Source organism: Xanthomonas sp. 10-10, from assembly GCF_040182365.1.
Lineage (GTDB): Bacteria > Pseudomonadota > Gammaproteobacteria > Xanthomonadales > Xanthomonadaceae > Xanthomonas > Xanthomonas arboricola_F.
This window is the reverse complement of the sequence record NZ_CP144460.1, coordinates 1,856,528-1,871,467: the sequence shown is the minus strand read 5'-3', so window position 1 is coordinate 1,871,467 and position 14,940 is coordinate 1,856,528. Positions and strand designations below refer to the sequence as shown.

Here is a 14,940-nt window from a genome sequence, read left to right as displayed (position 1 = left end):
CGCATCTGCGGCCTCGACGACGGCTGTGCAATGAACCTGCGCCGAATCAGGCAGGCCGGAATCAGCCAGACTTTAACGTCCGGTGGGACACACTAGAGGCCGTCGCGATGTGGAGTACCGCTCCACAGCATCGCCCTCTTCCCCCCACTGACCGGAATCCGCATGCCTCTGCTTGCCCGCTCCGTTTCCGCCTTGTTGCCTCTGCTTGTTGCCACTGCCTGCTCGGCAGCGCCGCCCGCCCAGTCCGGCCCGCCGGCCGCGCCCGTCGCTGCCTGCACCGCCAAGGTGAAGCCAGGACAGGATCTGCAAAAAGCCATCGACAAGCTCCCGCAAAGCGATACGCCTGCGGTGTTGTGCCTGGAAAAAGGCGAATTCCCGCTCAATGGCCTGGTCTCGATCCACCGCGGCAATCTCACCCTGCGCGGCAAGGGCCCGACCACCGTGCTGCGCATGGCCGATGGCGTGCAGCAACCGGCACTGGTGGTCGGCGACTACGAAAACCAGCAGCCGACCGGCGTGATCCGCAATGTCAGCATCGAAGACATGCAGATCGTCGCCAGCACCGGCGACAAGGAGTTCATGCCCGAGCGCCCGTACCTGAGCAATAGCGCGGTGGTCGTGCGTTCCGGCCAGGGAATTCGCCTGGCCGGCCTGCAGGTCAACAAGTGCCGCAGCGCCTGCCTGCTGAGCGAGTACGACACCCGCGAGATCACCATCGAAAACAACGATGTGTCCGGGGCGATCTGGGACGGGGTGTCGTTCAACCGCACCGCCAAGGTCACCATGGTCAACAACTACATCCACGACAACGTGGCCGCTGGCCTGACCACCGAACATCTGGAAGACAGCGAGATCCGCAACAACCGCTTCGAGCGCAACGGCAGCCAGGGCATCTACCTGTCCGATGCGCGGCGCAACCGCTTCAGCAACAACGTGTTCGATGGCAACAAGGTGGCCGGCGTGTTCCTGGCCTGCGCGATCCGCTATCGCACGCCGGAAATCCTGTGCTGGGACAACAGCATGAGCCAGGACAACGTGTTCGAGAACAACCGCTTCTCCAATACGCCGTTCACCTACACCATCGGTGTGGACCGTGCGGCCAATTGCACCGCGGGCGACTTCAAGCCGAACCTGTGGCGTAACAACCAGGCCGATGTGGCCGGTGTGGATATCGAGCCGCAGCGCTACGGCTATTGCGTGCGCCACGAGCAATAAGCACGGGCGATATGACAGCGGCCGGCCGCGCAAGCCGGCCGCTGTTCCTGCACCATGCGTTACGAGGCCAGTGCCTGTTCGTGCACGCCGGCGATCGCACGACCCGACGGGTCGGCCATCGCCGCGAAACTGGCATCCCAGGCAATCGCGGTCGGCGACGAGCACGCAATCGACTTGCCGCCGGGCACGGTTTCCGCGGCCGCCTGGCTCGGGAAGAACTGCTCGAACAGGCTGCGATAGAAATACGCTTCCTTGGTCTGTGGCGGATTGACCGGGAAACGCCGGTCGGCCGCGGCCAACTCGCGGTCGCTCACATGCGCGGCGGCATGCGCCTTGAGTCCATCGATCCAGCCATAACCCACGCCATCGCTGAACTGCTCCTTCTGCCGCCACAGGATCGATTCGGGCAGGTAGCCGGCGAAGGCTTCGCGCAACACGCCCTTTTCCATGCGCGTGGCGCCAGTGCTGGTCTTGTCGATCATCTTGAAGCTGGCATCCATGCGCATGGCCACGTCCAGGAACTCGCGATCCAGGAACGGCACGCGCGGCTCCACGCCCCAGGCCATCATCGACTTGTTGGCGCGCAGGCAATCGTAGTTGTTGAGCGCGTCGAGCTTGCGCACCAGCTCTTCATGGAACTCGCGCGCATTCGGCGCCTTGTGGAAATACAGATAGCCGCCGAAGATTTCATCGCTGCCTTCGCCCGACAGCACCATCTTCACGCCCATCGCCTTGATCCGCCGCGCCAGCAAAAACATCGGCGTGGACGCACGAATGGTGGTGACGTCGTAGGTTTCGATATGGCGGATCACTTCCGGCAACGCGTCCAGGCCTTCTTCGAAGCTGTACTCGAACCCATGATGCACGGTCCCCAACGCCGCGGCGGCCACCTCGGCGGCGGCCAGGTCCGGCGAGCCCTTCAAGCCGATTGCGAACGAATGCAGGCGCGGCCACCACGCTTCGGTGGTGTCGTTTTCTTCGATGCGGTGCCGTGCATAGCGCGCGGCAACGGCTGCGACCAGCGAAGAATCCAGCCCGCCGGACAGCAACACGCCATACGGCACGTCGGTCATCAGCTGACGGTGCACCGCGCGCTCGAAGGCCTCGCGCAACTCCTGCAACTGCACCTGCACGCCTTCCACTTCGGCGTATTCGCGCCAGGAGCGCTCGTAGTAACGGCTCAATGCACCGGTGGCGCTGTCGTACCAATGGCCGGGCGGAAACTGCGCCGCATCGGCGCAATCGTCCACCAGCGACTTCAGCTCGGAGGCCACACGTAGCCGGCCTTCGCGATCGTGGCCCCAGTACAGCGGCACCACGCCGATCGGATCGCGCGCGATGATCACCCGCCCTGCCGCCTTGTCCCACAGTGCGAACGCGAAGATGCCGTTGAGGCGGTTGAGATAGGAGGCCGGCGCATCTTCGCGATACAGCGCGTTGATCACCTCGCAATCGGAGCCGGTCTGGAAGGCGTACGGCTGCACCAGTTCCTGCTTGAGTTCACGATGGTTGTAGATTTCGCCATTCACCGCCAATGCGAGCTGTCCATCTTCGGAGAGCAATGGCTGCGAGCCGCCAGCCGGATCGACGATGGCCAACCGCTCGTGCACCAGGATCGCACCGGTGTCGACATACACACCGCTCCAGTCCGGACCGCGATGCCGCTGCCGCTGCGAACATTCCAGCGCCTGCCGGCGCAGGGCCTGCAGATCGTCGCCGGGTTGCAGGCCGAAAATGCCGAAGATGGAACACATGGAAACACTCCTGATGAAACTGCGGGGATGGATGGCCGATGGATGAGCATGCTGCATGCAAGTGACGCCCAAAAAAAAAACCCGCATCGGCCGATGCGGGTTTTCTGATTCCTGGGCGTTTGGTTTTACTTCGCCTAGTCGCAGACCCGCATCGACCGCGCACGATTATTCGCGCGCAGCGTGTTGCGGTTGGCGTTATTGACGTTGGCGAAGCGGATGACCATGCAGCCGACGCTAACCGTTCGTTTTCGCTGGCGCAACTGTTTCAGCGGCAACGACGGCGGCGCAGCGCCTGCTCAACCGATCAACAAGCGCTCGACAAGCGTGCGATACAGCGACGGCAGCGCCTCCAGGTCGGCCACGCGCACATGCTCGTCGACCTGGTGGATCGACGCGTTGACCGGGCCGACCTCGATGCATTGCGCGCCAAGCGGGGCGATGAAGCGCGCATCGGAGGTGCCGCCGCCGGTGCTCTCCTCAGGTGGTCCCCCGGCAAACTGGCCCAGCACCTCGCGCGCGACACTGCGCAGGCGCCCCTCCGGCGTGTAGAACGGCTCGCCGCTGCGGTGCCAGCGCAATCTGTAATCCAGTGCATGGCGCTCCAGCACTGCGGTGATTTCCGCCTCCAGACGCGGCGCATCCCAATGCGGGGTGTAGCGCAGGTTGAAGGCGACCTGCAGCTCGCCGGGGATCACATTGTTGGCGCCGGTGCCGGCATGGATATTGGAAATCTGCAGGCTGGTGGGCGGGAAACTTTCGAAGCCCTCGTCCCAGCGGCGCGCGATCAGTTCGGCCAGCGCCGGTGCCGCCAGGTGGATCGGGTTGCGTGCCTTGTGCGGATACGCCACGTGGCCCTGCACGCCGTTGACGACCAGCGTGCCGGACAGGCTGCCGCGGCGGCCAACCCGCAGCAGATCGCCCAGCCGCTCGGTGGAGGATGGCTCTCCGGTGATGCACCAATCGATCTGCTGGCCACGCTCGGCGAACAGCCGTGCCACGTGCCGCACACCATCGATGGCATCGCCCTCTTCGTCGCTGGTCAGCAGCACCGCGAGCGTGCCTGGGTGCTGCGGATGCGCAGCGACGAACTGTTCGGCCGCCACCACGAACGCAGCCACGCTGCCCTTCATGTCGGCCGCGCCGCGCCCGTACAGCACGCCATCGCGGATCTGCGGATCGAACGGATCGCTGGTCCACGCCTCGCGCGGGCCGGGCGGCACCACATCGGTATGCCCGAGCAGCACGAGCACCGGCGCGCCGCTACCGTGGGTGGCCCATAGATTGTCGACCTCGCCCAGGCGCAGGTGTTCGCAGCGGAAACCGGCCGCATCCAGACGTTGCGCGAGCATTGCCTGGCATCCGGCGTCGACCGGCGTTACCGACGCGCGTGCAATCAGATCGCGGGTCAAATCCAGTACATCGCTCATGGAACATCACCTGCGTGGAGGCCGCCGCTGGCGGCGTGAGTTGATCCTGCACCATCGAAACAGCAGGCGCAGGCCTGCAGCGTCGCCGCAGTCTGCATGCAGCTGCGCGACTCAGCCGACGCCGAAGCGCTGCTTGAAGCCGTTATCGGAAAAGCCCTGGGTCAGGGCTCCATCGTCACTCACCACTACCGGACGACGAATCAGTTGCGGATACTCGCGCAGCAGCAGCTTCCACTCCGCCTCCGAGCCGGGCGCCTTCTTGTTGTCGGGCAACTGCCGCCAGGTGGTGGACGACTTGTTGATCAAGGCATCGAATCCGCCGGCCTTGCCGGCCCACTCCAGCAGCGTCTCCGGCGACGGCTTGTTGTCGCGGTAATCCACAAACGTATAGGCGACACCGAAGCGGTCCAGCCACTTGGTGGCTTTCTTGCAGGTATCGCAGTTCTTCAATCCATATAGCGTGGTCATGTCGTGCTCTCTTCAACTGCCTGGCGCGCGCCCGCACGCGCCAGCAAGGTGGTGGCCAACTCGGCGGGGTCCAGCCCGTGTGCGGGAAGGAACACCACCTGAGTGCGCTCACCGTGGAATTTCAATGCCAGCCGCATCGGCGGGAGCAGCCAGGCAGGAACGGCCGCACGCAATTGCGCAAGGTCCACGCGCTGCGATCGCCCCTGCCGGGTGATCTCCAGCGCATCGCCGGCATCGCGCACCTGCGCCCACCGCCTGCATGACACGAGGTGCCGCACGGTCAGCCCCACCAGCGCGACAGGCGCCAGCCAGCGCAGCCCATCCAGCTGGTGCGGGACGCCGTCCCGCACCAGCGAGCCCATCACATAGACCGCAGCCCATCCCAGCCACAGGGCCGGGATGCCCCACCGCATCCAGCCACTGGCCGGACGCGACAGCAGCGTGCCGGCGGGCGCGTGTGCGGCACTCAATCGGCCAAACCGCGCAACAGTTCGTTGACGCTGGTCTTGCTGCGCGTCCTGGCATCGACCTGCTTGACGATCACTGCGCAATACAGCGAATGCGAGCCGTCCTTGGACGGCAGCTGGCCGGATACCACCACGCTATACGGCGGCACATAGCCGTAGGAGATCTCGCCGGTGGCGCGGTTGTAGATGCGCGTGCTCTGCGAAATGAACACGCCCATGCCGATCACACTGTGGTGGCCGATGACCACGCCTTCGACCACTTCCGAACGCGCACCGATAAAGCAGTGGTCTTCGATGATGGTCGGGCTGGCCTGCAGCGGCTCGAGCACGCCACCGATGCCGGCACCGCCGGACAGATGGCAGTGCTTGCCGATCTGCGCGCACGATCCCACCGTGGCCCAGGTATCGACCATGGTGCCTTCGCCGACATAGGCACCGATGTTGGTGAAGCTCGGCATCAGCACCACATCCTTGCCGAAATAGGTGCCGCGCCGCGCGACCGCGCCGGGCACCACGCGCACGCCGGCCTTGCGGAACTGCGCTTCATGGAAGCCGGCAAAGCGCGATTCCACCTTGTCCCAGAACGGCGCCGGCTGCGCGTCGATCACCGCCATCTCGTTGACACGGAAATACAGCAGCACGGCCTTCTTCAGCCACTCGTTGACGGTCCAGCCGCCCTGCCCGTCCGGCTCGGCGACGCGGAACTCGCCACTTTCCAGGCCGTCGATGACGCGATTGACGATGGCGCGGGTAGACCCGTCGATCTCGTCCATGGTCAAGGTGGCGCGACGCTCGAAGGCGCTTTCGATGCCGAACCTGAGTTCATCGCTGCCCACCTGGGTTGCAGCGCTGTGCAAGGCCTGCTCGGCAATGGACAGTTTCTTCGCGGCGGCGGCCTTCCTTGCAGTCGGCGCCGACACCACGCCAGTCGCTTGTCTGGCCACACGCGGCGCGCCGGCTGCGGTCTTTGCAGCGGTCTTATTTACAGCGGCTTTCTTGAGCGCAGCCGTCTTGACGGCACCCTTCTTGCCGACGCTCGCTACCGGCTTGGCCGTGCCTGCTGCGGACGTCTTGGCGGCCTTGGCGGTGGAGGTGGCTGCGCGCTTGGGTGCGGCGCTGGCGGTGGTGGCGCCGGGCTTGCGCGCGGTCTTCTTGGTGGTGGCCATGGGGAGTCTCCGGTCGTACTAGGCGGGGTCGAGACAGGCGCACAACGCATCGCGCAGGGCCTGCCGGGCGGATTCGGACAACGGGCGATCGTGCTCGTCGGTGATCTGGAACTGATCTTCCGCACGCTCGCCAAAGGTGGCGATGCGCGCATCGTGCACGCGCAGGTGCTGCATGCGCAGGACATACGCCACATCGGCCAGCAGGCCGGGGCGATCGGGGGCGACCAGACTGATGCGGGTGCGCCGGCCGCCGGCGCTTTCGCTGAACTCCACGCGCGGCGCGAAGCGGAAATGCCGCAACTGGCGCGGCACCGCACGCCGCGATGGCCGCACTTTTTGCAGGTCGCCGGCCAGCACCTGCCGTAGCGCTGCGGCAAGACGCTGCGGATCGCCATCGGCATAGCCTTCCTGCGGCAGCACTTCGAACACGTCGAAGATCGCATCGTGCGGCGCATCCAGCACGCGCGCGCGGTGGATGCCGTAACCCTTGCGATCCAGGGTGGCCACGATCGCCGAAAACAGTCCATCGCGGTCCGGCGAATAGACGAACAGTTCCAGCGCGTCGTTGTCCGGCACCGCACGCCGCGCCTTGACCAGGGTCTGGCCAATCTGCACTTCGATCAGCGAGACGGCCTGCCAGGCGAGCTGCTCGGGACGGAAGCGCAGGAAGTTTTCGTCCGGCATGCCGGCGAACTGGCGGTCGATGGTGGCATCGTCATGCCCTTGCGCCTGCATCAGCGCGCGCGCGGAGTCACGCGCTTCGCGCAGCCGCTCTTCGCGCGGCGGCGGATGTTCCAGGCCCTCGCGCAGCGCGCGCCGCGCCGCGAAATACAGGTCCGCCAGCAGGCGGTCCTTCCACGCGTTCCACAGTTTGGGGCTGGTGCCGGCGATATCGGCGCAGGTCAGCAGATACAGATAATCCAGCCGCTCGCGCGTGCCGACCAGGGTGGCGAAACGATGGATCACCTCCGGGTCGGAGATGTCCTGCTTTTGCGCGGTGACCGACATGCGCAAGTGCTGCTCCACCAGCCAGGTCACCAGTTGGGTATCGCCTTCGCTCAACCGGTGCGCAAGACAGAATGCACGCGCATCGACCGCGCCCAGCTCGGAATGGTCTCCGCCGCGGCCCTTGGCGATGTCGTGAAACAACCCGGCCAGCAGCAGCAATTCCGGCTTGCGCAGGCGCGGCCAGACTTCGTGGGTGATCGAAAAACGCTCGTCGGCGCGGCCGGCGGCGAACAACGCGATGTTTCGCAGCACCATCAGCGTGTGCTGGTCCACCGTGTAGACGTGGAACAGATCGAACTGCATACGTCCGGATACGCTGGCAAAGGCGGGAATCCACTGCCCAAGCACGCCCAGCCGCGCCATGCGATTGAGCGTCTCCACCGCGCGCGGGCCGCGCAGCAGCGCCATGAAGCGGTCGCGCGTGGCGGCATCGGCCACGTCGTAGGCCGGCAGTTGCTGCAGCACCTCGGCCAGCGCACGCGCGGTCAACGAATGCAGGCCGCGCACATCGCGATGCGCCGCCCACTGCGCAAACAGCGCGAACACCTGCAGCACATCGCCATCCGGCCAGCTCTCGGCATCGGCGGCAAGGTAGCCGCGGCGCAGGCTGAAACCGTCGCCCAGCGGCTCTGGTACCGCTTCGCCGTCGAACTGTTCTTCGAAGCGCTGCAGCAGCCGGTCGCTGATCCGGCGGATCAACGCAGCGCTGCGGTAAAAGCGCTGCATCATTTTTTCCACGCCCAGGCTTTCCGGGTCGTCGGCAAAGCCCAATCGCTGCGCCAGGGTCTTTTGGTAATCGAAACGCAGCCGCTCTTCCGGCCGGTTGGCCACGATGTGCAGCCCGAACCGCAGCCGCGCCAGCTCTTCGCGCTCGCGCCGCAACGCGGCCGCTTCATCGAAGCCGACATGGCCCAGCCCGACCAAGGCTTCCAGATCCTTGACCCCGAACGCGCGCAACGCCATCCAGCCCAGGGTCTGCAGATCGCGCAGGCCTCCCGGGCCATCCTTGATATCGGGTTCGAGGTTATCGGCGGTATCGCCGAACCGCTGATGCCGCGCCAGCAATTCTTCGCGCTTGGCCTGGAAGAAGTCGCGTGGCGGCCATACCCACTGCGGCGCGATCGCCGCAGCCAGCGCTGCTCGCGCTTCGCCATCGGCCACCAATGGGCGCGACTCGATCAGGGCGGTGAGCACGGTCTGATCGATCGCCGCAGCGGTGCACTGCGCCGGCGAGCGCACCGCATGACTGATCGGCAGACCCACATCCCACAACAACGCAAACAAGCGGGCCAGCGCCTGCTCATGGTGCTGCTGCGCAGCGGTGTCGCCCAACACCAGCACGTCCACGTCCGAGCGCGGAAACAGCTCGCCGCGGCCGTACCCACCGACCGCATGCAACGACAGGCCGCTATCGGCCGGAATGCAACGCGTCCAGGCGTTGCGCATCAACTGGTCGACCGCGCGTGCGCGTAACGCAACCAGCCGTTCGATCGGCTCGCCCTGATCGAAGCGCTTGCACAGCCGCATGTCGGCATGCACCAGCAGCGGACGGGCCTGCGCGGCCCACTCCGCGTCGCCGGCGACGCCCGGGTCGGGTCGGTCCGCCGGCGTGTCCGTCATACCGGCGCGGGCGAATTGGCCGACAGCGTCAGCACATCCACGCCGTCTTCGGTCACCGCGACCATGTGCTCCCACTGCGCGGACAACTTGCGGTCCTTGGTCACCACGGTCCAGCCGTCCGGCAGGGTCTTATGGTGATAGGTGCCTTCGTTGATCATCGGTTCGATGGTGAAGGTCATGCCGGGCTTGAGCACCAGGCCTTCGCCGGGACGGCCGTAATGCATCACCTGCGGTTCGTCGTGGTAGACCTTGCCGATGCCGTGGCCGCAGTAGTCGCGCACCACGCTGAAGCGCTCGGCTTCGGCGAACTTCTGGATCGCATGGCCCACATCGCCCAGCGTGGCGCCCGGCTTGACCGCACGGATGCCGCGCCACATCGCTTCATAGGTGGTGTCCACCAGGCGCTTGGCCATCACCGACGGCGTGCCGACGTAGTACATGCGGCTGGTGTCGCCATGCCAGCCGTCCTTGATCACGGTGACATCGATATTGACGATATCGCCGTCCTTCAGGACCTTGGCCGCGCTCGGAATGCCGTGGCAAATCACGTTGTTGACCGAGGTGCACACGCTCTTGGGAAAGCCGCGATAGCCGACGTTGGCAGGAATGGTGCCCTGCACGTTAACGATGTGGTCGTGGCAGATGCGGTCCAGCTCGGCAGTGGTCACGCCCGGCTTGACGTGCGGGCCCACGATGTCGAGCACCTCGGCGGCCAGACGGCCGGCGACGCGCATCAGTTCGATTTCTTCTTTGGTTTTCAGATTGACGCTCATGACAGCGATTATCGCCGATTCGGGCTGAATCTGAACGGCCTGTGCGGGCGTTTTTTCATCCTGGACGCCCAGCCCGTCGAAACGGACCGGGCAACAGGAAACTGACGGTACCGCGTATTCATGTGTGACGCACTGCCATCCGCGTCAAGAAATCTCTGAGCGAAGTCATCCGAAAGACATCGCAATTTCGCGCAGAATCGCAGGATAAACAGCGAGATAGCCAAACCATTCAGGGTAATCTTTGGCACAGCTGATGCATTGGAGGCAGGGCGACGAGTTGTCGCGTCATCAATGACCAGACCGGTCAAGGAAATGTCCATGCGTACTGTCCGCCCTGTCCTGCTGTCCCTCGGCCTGCTCTCGACCATTGGCGTTGCCAGTGCAGCAGATACCACCACATTCAATGTCAAGATCGCCGTCACCAAGGCCTGCACGATCACGGCAGCCTCCGCGACAGACGTCGACTTCGGCTCGGTGCTGTCCACCTCGACCGCCAATGCCGACGCCAACGGCAGCGTGACCGCACAGTGCACCGCGCTGACGCCGTACAACATCGCATTGAGCGCGGGCAGCAATGCCGGCACCGCCAACGACGTCACCACCCGCCGCATGAAGAACACCGATGCGCTGGTCACCACCAACAACTTCATCGCCTACCAGCTGTACCAGGATCTGGGCCGCAGCACGGTGTGGGGCAGCACCACCGGCACCAATACGCTGAGCCGCACCGCCACCGGCATCAACCAGGTCTACCCGGTCTACGGCCGCGTGACCAACCCGTCGGCCAACAATCCCGCGACCGGTACCTACCAAGACACCATCACCGCCACGATCGTCTATTGAGCGCGCGCATGCCATTGCACCACCCCCTGCAGTACCGGACGCCGGCCTGGCTGACCAGCGCCGGACTGGCCCTGACGCTGGCGCTTGGCAGCGGCTTGCCGCTGCAGCCGGCGCATGCGGCCAGCCTGCAGCTGGCACCGACCTCGCTGACGCTGAGCGCCCAGCAGTCGGCCGACGGGCTATGGCTGAGCAACAGCGGCAGCGCGCCGGTACAGGTGCAGACCCGCGCGTATCGCTGGACCCAGCGCGACGGCAAGGATCAGCTCGACCCGACCCAGGAACTGCTGATCAGCCCGCCGATGCGCACGCTGGCCGCCGGCGAGCGCCAGCTGATCCGGGTGATTCGCGCAGGGCCTGCGCCCACCAGCGAGGAGGCCTGCTACCGGATCATCGTCGACGAATTGCCCAACGCCGATGCGGATCGCAAGGGCATGCAGTTCGTGCTGCGCTATTCGGTACCGATCTTCCTGCTGCCACCGGGCAAGACCGACTCCATGCCGACCTTGAGCACGCAGGTGATTGCCGGCAGCGATGGCAATGCGCAGATCCAGATCAGCAACACCGGCGACGGCCACGCCCAGGTCGCCGACCTGCAGCATCGGGTCGATGGCACGACCAAGACCGCATTGAACGGGCTGGTGGGCTATGTCCTGCCCGGCCAGACCATGCGCTGGTCGCTGGGCGCGCCGCTGGCCCAGTTCGGCCGCGGCACCATCATCGCAAGGATCAATGGTGAGGCGGACGAACGCACCTTGCTGGCCGCGCCAGCAGCGCCGTGATGCGGGCCGGCTGGCGATGACGCTGCTTGCGACCGCCACCTGCCTGGCCCATGCCGCGCCCGCCGATCTGGCCGACGTGGCGCCACTTCCCGACCAGGCCCCGCAAAACGTGGCGGCCCTGCCGCAGACGCTGTACCTGGATGTCACCCTCAATCAGGCCGACCGCGGCCTGGCACCGTTCGAACTGGTGGACGGCCACCTGCGCGGCTCGGTCGAGACGCTGCGCAAGCTGGGCTTCATCCTGGCCGACCGCGCCGCCAGCGAGCTGGTCGACCTGGATCGCCTGCCCGACGTGGAAGTGCGCTACGACGCCGCGCTGCAGCGGCTGGCACTGCAGGTACCGCTGGCGCAGCTGTCGCTCTCCACCACGGTGCTCAAGGCCGAACAGGTCGCACCGCCCAGCGCCACCGCCTCGCCGGGCATGCTGCTCAACTACGACTTCTATGCCACGCGCAATGCCGGGGCCAGCAGCGTGTCGCTGGCGACCGAATTGCGCGGCTTCGGCATCGGCCGCGGCATGGTCGACACCACTGCGGTGTTCCTGGCCTACGACCGCCCGCAGGACCAGCGCTGGCGCAGCGAGGCGGTGCGCCTGGACAGCGCCTGGCAGATGGACTTCCCCGACAGCGCCACCAGCCTGACGGTCGGCGATTTCTACAGCGGCTTTGTCGACTGGAGCCGCTCGATCCGCCTGGGCGGTGTGCAGATCGGCCGCAATTACGCCTTGCAGCCGTATCGCGTGCTGACCCCCACGCCCAGCTTCCTGGGCGAGGCGGTGGTGCCCTCGACCGTGGAGCTCTACGTCGATGGCCTGCGCCAGTACAGCGGCCAGGTGCCGGCCGGCCCGTTCCAGCTGGCCGCGCAACCAGGCATCAGCGGCACCGGACAGGCGCAGATCGTGGTGACCGACGCGTTCGGCCAGGTGCGCCGGCTGGACTTCGCGTTCTATGGCACGCCGCAACTGCTGGCGCGCGGCATTTCCGAGTGGTCGGCCGGCATCGGCCATCTGCGCCAGGACTACGGCGTGCGCTCGTTTTCCTATGCCTCGCGCACGGTCGCCAGCGCCACGCTGCGCAAAGGCCTGCGCGAAGACTTCACCATCGAAGCGCATGCCGAGGCCGGCGGCGGCGTGGTCAATGCCGGTGCCGGCGGTGTGTGGCTGCTCGGCGTGGGCGGCGTTGCCAACGTCGCCTACGCGCATAGCCGGATGGATGCGCTGCGCGGTGGCCAGTACGTGCTGGGCTATGCCTGGAACAACCGTCGCTTCAACCTCACCGCCGGCACCCAGCGCACCCACGGCGACTATCGCGACCTGGGCGCACTGCAGGGCGCGTTGCCGGCGCGCATCAGCGACCGCGTGGCGTTCGGCGTCAACGTCAATCCGATCGGCTCGCTCGGCACCAGCTATGTGCGACTGAGCTACCCGCAAGGCGACACCTCGCGTTACGCGAGCCTGTTCTGGTCGCGCAATTTCGGGCGCAACTGGGCGGCCAACCTGTCCGGCAACCAGAACCTGGATGTGCGCAGCGACCGCAGCCTGTACCTGTCGCTGTCGACCACATTCGGCGAGTTGCGCCAGGCCAGCGCATCGATGCAGCGCAACGGCAACCGCACCGGGTTCGTGGCCGACCTCAGCCAGCCGCTGCCCGGCGACGGCGACCTGGGCGGGGTCGGCTGGCGGCTGCAGGGGCGTGCCGGCGACGACGCCAACGGCGGCCTGGCAGAACTGGGGTGGTTGAACCGCATCGGCCGCTACAACCTCGGCGTCGCCAACCAGGATGGCGACAACTTCGGCTATGCCAGCGCCAGCGGCAGCCTGGTGTGGATGAACGGCAGCGGCTTTGCCGCACGCGACATCCAGGATGCCTTCGCGGTAGTGTCCACCGACGGCCAGCCCGGCATTCCGGTGCGGCTGGAGAATCGCCTGATCGGCGTCACCGACGCGCGCGGGATGCTGCTGGTCACCCCGCTGCAGTCATGGCAGCGCAACCAGTTGTCCATCGACACCCTGAACCTGCCGGCGGACCTGCGCGTGGACCGCGTCGATACCGCGGTGACCCCGCGCCAGCAGTCCGGGGTGGCGGTGCGCTTCGGCATCACCCGGGTACGCGCGGCCATGATCGTGCTGCACGACGCCCAGGGCGTACCGTTGCCGGTCGGCAGCGTGGTGCAGCGCGAAGGCGATGCCGAACGCGTGGTGGTCGGCTACGACGGCGAAACCTATCTGGACAACCTGCAGATCGACAACCGCATCCTGGTCGAGCTGCCCGCTGGCCGCTGCAGCGCGCGGTTCACCTACCCGGCCAACCCCGGCGGCATCCCGCGGGTCGGCCCGCTGCCCTGCGTCCCCGAGCGGAAAACCCCATGAGTCCGCTCGCGCTCTGGCGCCTGCTGCTTGCGCTGGCGATCGCCACGTTATGGCTTGTCCCCGGCCAGGACGCGCGCGCGGACACCACCTGCAGCGTCACCCTGGGCACGCCGCTGGCATTCGGCAATGTGGCGGCCAACGGCACCACCGACGCGGTGGCAACGCTCAACGTCTCCTGCGCGACCGCCGCGCTCAGCGTGCTGGGCTATGCGCAGGTGAGTCTGTGCCTGGACCTCGGGCCGGGCAGCGCCAGCAACGGGCTGTATGCACCGCGCCGCATGCTCAACCCCACCAGCGACAGCCTGGACTTCCAGATCTACAGCGAGGCCACGCGCACCCAGGTCTGGGGCGCCACCGGATCCACGACGCCTTCGCCGCGCCTGCTGACGCTGTCCTACGGCGTCCCGGTGATTACCGGCGGCTCGCAGACGACCACCATCACCGTCTACGGGCGGATTCCGGCCAACCAGATCCTGTCGGTGGGCAACCACACCAGCAGTTTCGGCGGGGCCGACACCGTACTGCGCTACTCCTACAACGAAAGCATCATCGGCATCCCGCCGGCACCGAGCAGCTGCACGGCCGGCGGCAGCGGCGCCAAGACCGCCAGCAACGCGTTTCCGTTCACCGCCTCGGCCAACGTGCCGGCCCGCTGCAATACCTATGTCACCACCGACCTGGATTTCGGCAGCATCGCCGGCACCATCGATACCGCCATCGACCGTACCTCCACCATCAGCCTGTCGTGCACCAACCGCACCGCCTGGAACATCGGGCTGGGCGACGGCATCAATGCCAGCGGCAGCACCCGGCGCATGCGCCATGCCAGCAGTGCCAACTACATTACCTATGAGCTGTACCGGGATGCCGGCCGCGGCAACCGCTGGGGCACCAGCATTGGCGTCGACACGCTCAGCGGCACCGGCAACGGACTGGCGCAGACGGTGACCGTCCATGGCCGCGCGCCGGCACCGCAGCAGCCCATTGCAGGCGCCTACAACGACACGGTGACCGTCTCCATCACTTACTGACAGTTAATAAAGTTCGCATCG

Annotated in this window: 12 protein-coding genes; 5 read left to right on the top strand and 7 right to left on the bottom strand. The window is 66.3% G+C overall.

The window, feature by feature from the left end; genetic code table 11:
* Positions 1-162: 162 nt before the first annotated feature.
* Positions 163-1,215, top strand: a complete 1,053-nt coding sequence (hpaM, locus tag VZ068_RS07965) for a type III secretion-associated outer membrane-bound protein HpaM (RefSeq protein ID WP_259165576.1) — start codon at positions 163-165, stop codon at positions 1,213-1,215.
* 59 nt (positions 1,216-1,274) lie between these two features.
* Here hpaM and asnB read toward each other — a convergent pair whose 3' ends face one another.
* From asnB to map, 7 genes are all read right to left on the bottom strand, one after another.
* The gene (gene asnB, locus VZ068_RS07960; protein ID WP_259165584.1) at positions 1,275-2,969 is read right to left on the bottom strand and encodes an asparagine synthase B; all 1,695 of its coding nucleotides are present in this window, start codon (positions 2,967-2,969) and stop codon (positions 1,275-1,277) included.
* A 296-nt stretch (positions 2,970-3,265) separates the two neighbouring features.
* Positions 3,266-4,396 carry a succinyl-diaminopimelate desuccinylase gene (gene dapE / locus VZ068_RS07955; protein ID WP_349657355.1) on the bottom strand — a complete coding sequence of 377 codons (1,131 nt, stop codon included), beginning with the start codon at positions 4,394-4,396 and terminating at the stop codon, positions 3,266-3,268.
* Between the two features lie 111 nt (positions 4,397-4,507).
* Positions 4,508-4,864: an arsenate reductase gene (locus VZ068_RS07950; protein ID WP_046963024.1), complete on the bottom strand. Its 357-nt coding sequence runs from the start codon at positions 4,862-4,864 to the stop codon at positions 4,508-4,510.
* Positions 4,861-5,334, bottom strand: coding sequence for a hypothetical protein (locus VZ068_RS07945; protein ID WP_349657354.1), 474 nt, complete (start codon positions 5,332-5,334; stop codon positions 4,861-4,863). Before VZ068_RS07945 ends, VZ068_RS07950 begins: the two co-directional genes overlap by 4 nt.
* Positions 5,331-6,497 carry a 2,3,4,5-tetrahydropyridine-2,6-dicarboxylate N-succinyltransferase gene (dapD, locus tag VZ068_RS07940; RefSeq protein WP_349657353.1) on the bottom strand — a complete coding sequence of 389 codons (1,167 nt, stop codon included), beginning with the start codon at positions 6,495-6,497 and terminating at the stop codon, positions 5,331-5,333. Before dapD ends, VZ068_RS07945 begins: the two co-directional genes overlap by 4 nt.
* A gap of 18 nt (positions 6,498-6,515) precedes the next feature.
* Complete coding sequence (locus VZ068_RS07935; RefSeq protein WP_259165622.1) at positions 6,516-9,125, bottom strand: [protein-PII] uridylyltransferase; 2,610 nt, start codon at positions 9,123-9,125, stop codon at positions 6,516-6,518.
* Positions 9,122-9,898 carry a type I methionyl aminopeptidase gene (gene map, locus VZ068_RS07930; protein ID WP_046963027.1) on the bottom strand — a complete coding sequence of 259 codons (777 nt, stop codon included), beginning with the start codon at positions 9,896-9,898 and terminating at the stop codon, positions 9,122-9,124. Before map ends, VZ068_RS07935 begins: the two co-directional genes overlap by 4 nt.
* A gap of 291 nt (positions 9,899-10,189) precedes the next feature.
* Between map and VZ068_RS07925 the strand changes: the two genes are divergently transcribed.
* From VZ068_RS07925 to VZ068_RS07910, 4 genes are read left to right on the top strand one after another with little or no spacing between them, the layout of a single operon-like run.
* Positions 10,190-10,741 (top strand): spore coat U domain-containing protein, encoded by a 552-nt coding sequence (locus VZ068_RS07925; protein WP_024940365.1) that lies wholly within the window; start codon positions 10,190-10,192, stop codon positions 10,739-10,741.
* A gap of 8 nt (positions 10,742-10,749) precedes the next feature.
* Positions 10,750-11,520, top strand: coding sequence for a molecular chaperone (locus VZ068_RS07920; protein WP_349657352.1), 771 nt, complete (start codon positions 10,750-10,752; stop codon positions 11,518-11,520).
* Between the two features lie 16 nt (positions 11,521-11,536).
* Positions 11,537-13,888 carry a fimbria/pilus outer membrane usher protein gene (locus VZ068_RS07915; protein ID WP_259165642.1) on the top strand — a complete coding sequence of 784 codons (2,352 nt, stop codon included), beginning with the start codon at positions 11,537-11,539 and terminating at the stop codon, positions 13,886-13,888.
* Complete coding sequence (locus VZ068_RS07910) at positions 13,885-14,919, top strand: spore coat U domain-containing protein (protein WP_259165644.1); 1,035 nt, start codon at positions 13,885-13,887, stop codon at positions 14,917-14,919. Before VZ068_RS07915 ends, VZ068_RS07910 begins: the two co-directional genes overlap by 4 nt.
* The last annotated feature ends 21 nt before the right edge of the window (positions 14,920-14,940 follow it).